This window comes from Nocardiopsis sp. NPDC058631, from assembly GCF_042716955.1.
Lineage (GTDB): Bacteria > Actinomycetota > Actinomycetes > Streptosporangiales > Streptosporangiaceae > Nocardiopsis.
In genome coordinates, this window is the sequence record NZ_JBHXQY010000107.1 from 15710 (window position 1) to 21996 (window position 6287).

Here is a 6287-nt window from a genome sequence, read left to right on the forward strand (position 1 = left end):
TGCGCCGGAGGCGACGGTTGAGGGTGGTGGAGGGTGACGGGAGGACAGGACTGCGCCGGAGGCGACGGTTGAGGGTGGTGGAGGGTGACGGGAGGACAGGACTGCGCCGGAGGCGACGGTTGAGGGTGGTGGAGGGTGACGGGAGGGCCGCCGTTGTGCACGATCTCGATGGGCGCCCGCCAGCCGAGTTTGTCGCGCATGGCCCGCCGGGAGGACTCCGACACGGTGACGGTGGTGCAGTCGCGGTACACACGCGAGGCCACGGCCGACTCGATGAAGCGGCCCACCCGGGCGAGCGGCGGGGCGAAGTAGGCGTTGAACTGGAGGTCGTGCACGTGGTGCACGATGCTGACCACCCGGGTGCTGCGGCGCAGCACGAGCCGGGACAGGAAGGGGATGCCGTTCATGCAGTCGAAGGCGAGCTGGTACTCGCGCCGCCACAGGGTCAGCCACGCCATGACGCGCGGGTAGACGGTGAACTTGCCGCCCATCCGGCGGATGACGATGCCGTCGCGGGTCTCGACCCGGGCCTGGTGGGGTTCACGGCTGGTGAGGAAGGTGACGATGGCGCCGCGTTCGGCCAGGTGGCGGCTGATCTGCCAGGCGTACTCCTCGGCTCCCCCGGCTGCGGCCTGCCAGGGGTCGCGCCAGTTGATCATGACCAGGCGGACGCCGTCCAGGCGTGGTCCGAGGTCGATGGTGGCCTCCGTGTCGACTCCCGCCGGGGCCGGGGTGGGGACGGCGGTGGCGGCCGGGGTCGCGATGACCTGGGGCAGGTCGGGCTCCGCCCTGTGGCGGACCTTCTGGAAGACCACACGCTCTCCTTCCGCGCTGTGTCCGGCCGGGCCGGGCGCGGCCACCTTCCGCATGCGCTCGCACACGCACGGCGATCACACGGGAGAAGGGTGGAACGCACGCCGAACAGGCCCGTCGACCGGACGTCTGTGGGGGGTGGCGGCCGGGGACGGGGGCCTGGGCCGCGGGGTTCGGGAGGTGGGGCGCCCCGCTGGGGACGGGGCGCCCGCTGTCCTCGGTCGAACTCGGGCTCCCTAGCGGTCGCCGTAGTTGTAGAGGGTTTCGTTCACCGGCTCCGCGGTCGCGGTCGAGTCCGTGGCGAGGTTGGTGGCCAGAACGGTGCCACCTCCCGCCAGGGCCGCACCGATGACGCAGGCGGCGATTACCTTGATCACTTGGGGATCTCCTTCCGCGCGCCCGGCCCCGAGCTGGGACCGGAGCACTGGAAAACGAGACTAGAACCTGATCTAGCCATAGACCAGATGATTGCCCCAACTGTAACTAACCCGCCGGTAACTTCCAACCCCGAAATGGTGGCTTTGTCTGCCTTGATGTGCTGATCCTGGACCTCGATCAGCACCATGTCGGCCCCCTCCACCACCACGGACAGGCCGTCCACCCCAGACCAGAACTGGTTATCGACCGGCGCCGACACCGCCACGTAGCGCACACCCTCCCCTGCCAGGGCACCGGCGTCCAGGCGCTCCGGCAGCCCGGTCCCCGGGTCGGGGCGCAACAGGGCCGCGAACTCCCTGGCCAGGGTGTCCTCCCCGGACACCACCACCGCGCCGCCGTCCGGGGTGCCGACCACCAGGTCGTCGTTCCAGACCGTCCGCCGGTCGAAGAGCCTGGTGGCGGGGTCCAGCACGACCGTGGGCCGACCAGACCAGTCGACGCCCCGGTAGGCGCTCCACGGGAGCACCAGCACCGCACCGGGACGCTCGTCCGCGGCCACGACCCGCTGGGCCTGCGTCCAGGCGTCCGGGTAGGCGGCGGGGGCCAGCGCTCCGCCCGCGCCCCACAGGAGCCCGGGCAGGGACACCACGGGGAGGAACCCCGCGAACACCGCGACCGCCACCCGCCACGACACCACAGGGGACCCGCCCGCCGGGTGTCCCCCCAGCCACAGCACCGCCGCACCGAACCCGAGCGCCTGCACCAGCGCCAGGGGCGCGACGTAGAGCTGACCGTCCCGCAGCACCCCGAACCCGGGCCACACACCGATCAGCCCTTCCAGGACCTCCCGCCCCGGAGCGGTGGTGCCGAGCAGGGCGAGCACGAGGCCGGCTGCGGCGGCCACCGAAAGGCCGGTGCCGAAGGCGGGCCCCGCCCTCCGCAGCAACCACGCCCAGCCCGCCAGTGCCACCAGGCACAGGAGCATCCGCACGGTGGCCGTCACCGGCTCGCCGTAGCCGGGCGGGACCGCACCGGCGTTCCACACCCCACCGAGGAGCAGGAGGGACCCCGCAGTACCGAAGGGCGTATCGGACCGTGCCGCGAACGCCTCCACCCCGGCCGGGTCGGTCCCCGCACCGCTCGACAGCGACGGCAGCAGCCACGGCAGCGCGACCACGAGCAACGCCAGAAGCAACAGCCCGGCCCGTACCCACCAGCGCCCGCCGGCCCCCTCATCAGGCGCCCCTCGGGTACGCAGCAGCGCGACCGGCCCCGCCGTGAGCCCGGACAGCACCACCGACGAGAAACCGCCCACGGCGGCCGGAACGAGCGCGCACACGAGCCCCGCGAACCCCGCCACCGGCCGGACCACGGCCGAACGGGCGACCGCCCCCACCACCCACGGCAACCCCGCGTAGCCCAGGAGCATGGCCCACTGCCCCAGCAGCAGGCGTTCGGCGACGAAGGGGTTCCACACGTACGCCAGTCCCGCCGCGGCCGACGCCGCCTGCGCTCCGGCCCGTACCGGCCCGCGCCCTCCCAGCGCACGCGCGGAGAGGACGGCCGCCCCGGCCCCGCCCACGGCGAAGACCGCCAACAGCACCAGCGCCTGCACCGCGTCGCCCGGCAGCACACCCGACAGGGCCGCGACCACGGCGTCACTCGGCACGGCCCGGGGAAACCCGTCCGCGCCCGCCAGCACCGTGCCCAAGGACAGGTCGGGCACGAAGACCATGTCGTAGCGGAGCACGTACCCGGGCCCGAGCGCCGGTCCGAGCGCCGCACCCCCCGCGAGCAGCCCCACAGCCCACGGCAGCAGTCGGGCCGCCCACAGGCGCAGCCGGGCCGCCCCGCTTCGCGCCGGCATCAGCCGCCCGCGAGGCGGACGCTGTCGGAGAAACCGCCCTCCACGTAGTCCCGGTAGGAGCGGACCACGACCTCGTGGTCGCCGGACACCGCCGCCGTCCAACGCGGCTCCTCCCCCACCGGGCCGAGTGTGCGCCACCCCTCCCCGTCACCGGGTCCGCGCCCGTCTCTTCGTGCACAGCCCCCGTCCGGCTCCGAGGGGGCGGGCTGGGGCGCCGCGGGTGACGGCTCCGGCGCGGGGGCGGGCCGGGGCGTGTCCGTCGGTGCCGGTTCCGGAGCCGGAGAGGGGGGCTCCGCACCCCCGTCCGGCGGAGCGGCGCCTCCCCCGTCGTCCGGGCGGCCCGGAGCCCCGTCCCCGTCCGCGAGGGCCACGGGCGAGCGCCGGTCGTCGGCGGGCACACAGGTCAGCGGCCGTACCCACACCTCGTAGTGCGAGGCCTCCTCCACCGCGTCCCACACCACCGTCGCCCCACCGTCGCGGAGCCTGATCCCCTCGGGGCCCGGGGGCGGGTCGTCGTCCCACACCAGGTGCAGGGGCTCGGACCCCGTACCCTCGTCCCTGCCCTTGAACGGGCGGACGACGAACTCGTACCGGGCTCCGCTGAACAGCGCCCCCACCAGCACGGACCTCTCGCCCCCGTTGTCCTCCACGTCGACGGGCAGTACCGTCTCCTCGTCCGGATCCGGTTCCAACCGGCGCTGCACCACCCGGTAGGCGGTCGCCCCCGGCACGGTCTCCCAGCTGAGCACGAGCCCGTCCTCGGACTCCTCCGCGACGGGTTCGGGCGCGGTCAACGGCCCCACCGACAGGTTCGGCAGCGGCCGCTCGAACACCCGGCCTACCCCCAGCGGCTCGGCGAGCGCGTCGGCGAACGCGGCGGCGATCCTCAGTTCACCGCGCGCGTTCGGGTGGGCCTCGTCCCAGTTGTCCCGAGCCGGCGCGTACCCGTCGGCGACCCGGGCGACGACCACGGGCGAGTCGCTGGAGGTGATCTGCCGGGCGAGGTCCACCAGGCCCATGTTGAACCGGGAGATCTCCTCGTTGAACCGGCCGTCGTCGCCGGTGCCCTCCACCGCGGGGAGCTCACCGATGACGAACCGGGTCTCGCCCTGGACGACACGGACGGTGGACACCGTCTCGCCGATGCCCTCCAACGCGTGGTCGGCACCGTTCCCGGCCAGGATGTCCTCCGTTCCGGCGAGGAGCAGCAGGTACTGCGGTTCGTGTTCGGCGGCCACCTCCGCCACACCGGTGGCGAGCTCCCGGGTGGACCTTCCCCATCGAGCCGCGTGGTCGGTGTCGAAGCCGGGGTCCGCGTAGTCCCGGTCGCCGGTCTCCTCCTCGTCGAGCCCGTACAGGTCGTCGTAGGGGCCGACGAAGTCGATCTCGACGTCGGCCTCCTTCAGGTGCGACCACAGGTGGAACCGCCAGGTGTAGTCACCACTGCTGCCCTGCGTCAGGGAGTCGCCGACCATCATGAGGCGCAGTTCCCCGCCAGGAGGGCCCGGCACCGTGACGGGCTCGTCGGAGCGCTCGTCCCCGCCGCCCCCGAGGCCGCCGGACCCGGTCTGGAGGAGCAGGAGGGTGACGGCCATCGCCGAGAGCATGACCCCCAGCAGGCCGAGCGGGCCCGGCTCGAAGCGCGAGGAGCGGTACCGCCACGGGGCCCGGCGAGGCCAGGACAGGTACCGCCACGAGAGGTCCCGCCAGGGGTGGTCCCGCACGTACTCGCGCCAGGCGTGCGGGAGGGGCCCCGCCCACCGCGGCCGGGGCCGCGCCTCGGCGGCCGCCCCGGAGGAGCCCTCCACGGCCGGGGCGCCGGGTACGCCGGCCCCCTCCGCCTCGTGCGACGGGTCGGCACCCTCACCCGGGGACGCCGAGGTGTCCTTGCCGGGCTCGTCTGAGTCCTGCACCATGCCCCATTCCTCGCCGTCGCGCCCTTCAACAGGCCCGGAACAGGTTCTATACCCACTCACGGAGCCATACCATCCCTGGCCGGTCAGACGAGGACGCGGGGCTCGTCAGACCAGACTAGAACTGGTTATATGGAGGTCGTCAACCTTCCAACGCCCTCCGACGGCCGATGTGGGCCGCGCATCCCGACGTTAGCGCCAGTACCTCCTCGGCAGGGTCCCACCCCGGCACTGCCGCGCCCCGCGACTCCGCCGTCCCCGAGCCGAAAGGCCCCACCGTGATCGGACTCCTGGTCGCGCTGCTGTCCGCCGTGGTCTACACCGTCGGCCTGAGCGTGCAGCAGCGCGCGCTGCACGGGTCGGAGTCGATCTCGGTCGACCGGCCGCTCCACCTGGCCCGGGTCCTGCTCGGCAACCCCCGCTGGGTGTTCGGCTGCCTGTTCACCGCGCTGGGCAGCGTGGGGCTCATCGTCTCCCTCGGCCTGGCCCCGGTGTCGGTGGCACAACCGGCGTTCGCGGCAGGGGTCGCGTGCGGCATCCTCGTCGTCACGCTCGTCGTGGGCGAGCGCGTCACCCGGGGCGAGTACGTGGCCCTGGCCCTCATGCCGGTCGCCCTCGGCCTGCTCACCCTGTCCACCGCCGACGGGTCCGAGACCGGAACCACGGCCGACACCGGCCTGCTCGTCACGGTCAGCCTGGTCACCGTGGTGCTGTGCCTGGCCGTGGTGGCCTTCACCAGCGGCGGCGGGAGGTACATGTCGGCGGCGGCCCTGGGTGCCGCGGCCGGATTCGCCCAGGGAAGCGCCGGGCTCCAGGGCAAGGGCCTGGGCGGGCTGCTGGCCGACCACGGCCTGTGGGCCGCGGTCGTCCCCGCGCTCCTGTCCCCCTACCCCTACCTGTACGCGGTCGGGTGGGCGGTGGGCATCGTCCTCTTCCAGACCTCGCTCCAGCGCTCCCGCGCGTCGATCACCGCGCCGGTGTCCAACGTGGCGGGCAACGTGTTCATGGTCGTGATGGGGACGATCCTGTTCGGGGAGCGGCTGCCCGACGACCCGGTCATGCTGGCGCTGCGGGTCGGCGGCTTCGCCCTGACCCTGGTCGTGGTCGTCCTGGTGCGCGGCAACGTGGCCCAGGCCGAGGCCGACACCAGCCGCCGGCGGGCGGACCGCGCCGACCCCACCCGGACCGGAGCCTGAGACCGCCGTACCCGGAGACGGCGGGCGGCGGCCCGCACCCGCTGTGTGGGGCCTCCCCGGCGTGCTGTCACCCCAGGAGTTCGTGTGGATCCGGGCACCGTCGTCGCGGTAAGGCGGCAG

Annotated in this window: 5 protein-coding genes; 1 reads left to right on the top strand and 4 read right to left on the bottom strand. The window is 73.8% G+C overall.

All coding sequences use genetic code 11. The features are described 5' to 3' along the window. From ACFWTE_RS25675 to ACFWTE_RS25690, 4 genes are all read right to left on the bottom strand, one after another. Positions 1 to 815, bottom strand: an 815-nt coding sequence (locus tag ACFWTE_RS25675; protein ID WP_378782469.1) for a glycosyltransferase, incomplete at its 3' end; no start/stop codon positions are given. A 234-nt stretch (positions 816 to 1049) separates the two neighbouring features. Then, positions 1050 to 1190, bottom strand: coding sequence for a hypothetical protein (locus tag ACFWTE_RS25680; protein WP_378782470.1), 141 nt, complete (start codon positions 1188 to 1190; stop codon positions 1050 to 1052). Next, complete coding sequence (locus ACFWTE_RS25685) at positions 1187 to 3058, bottom strand: hypothetical protein (RefSeq protein ID WP_378782471.1); 1872 nt, start codon at positions 3056 to 3058, stop codon at positions 1187 to 1189. Before ACFWTE_RS25685 ends, ACFWTE_RS25680 begins: the two co-directional genes overlap by 4 nt. Beyond that, positions 3058 to 4974 carry a GDSL-type esterase/lipase family protein gene (locus tag ACFWTE_RS25690; RefSeq protein WP_378782472.1) on the bottom strand — a complete coding sequence of 639 codons (1917 nt, stop codon included), beginning with the start codon at positions 4972 to 4974 and terminating at the stop codon, positions 3058 to 3060. Before ACFWTE_RS25690 ends, ACFWTE_RS25685 begins: the two co-directional genes overlap by 1 nt. Positions 4975 to 5249: 275 nt before the next feature. Between ACFWTE_RS25690 and ACFWTE_RS25695 the strand changes: the two genes are divergently transcribed. Beyond that, entirely contained in the window at positions 5250 to 6167 is a 918-nt protein-coding gene (locus tag ACFWTE_RS25695; RefSeq protein WP_378782473.1) for a hypothetical protein, read from the top strand. Positions 6168 to 6287 lie beyond the last annotated feature (120 nt).

Bases quoted from the DNA above. Each gene is read 5' to 3' on its own strand.
- ACFWTE_RS25685 (WP_378782471.1), bottom strand. From the start codon at position 3,058: ATGCCGGCGCGAAGCGGGGCGGCCCGGCTGCGCCTGTGGGCGGCCCGA.
- ACFWTE_RS25690 (WP_378782472.1), bottom strand. From the start codon at position 4,974: ATGGTGCAGGACTCAGACGAGCCCGGCAAGGACACCTCGGCGTCCCCG.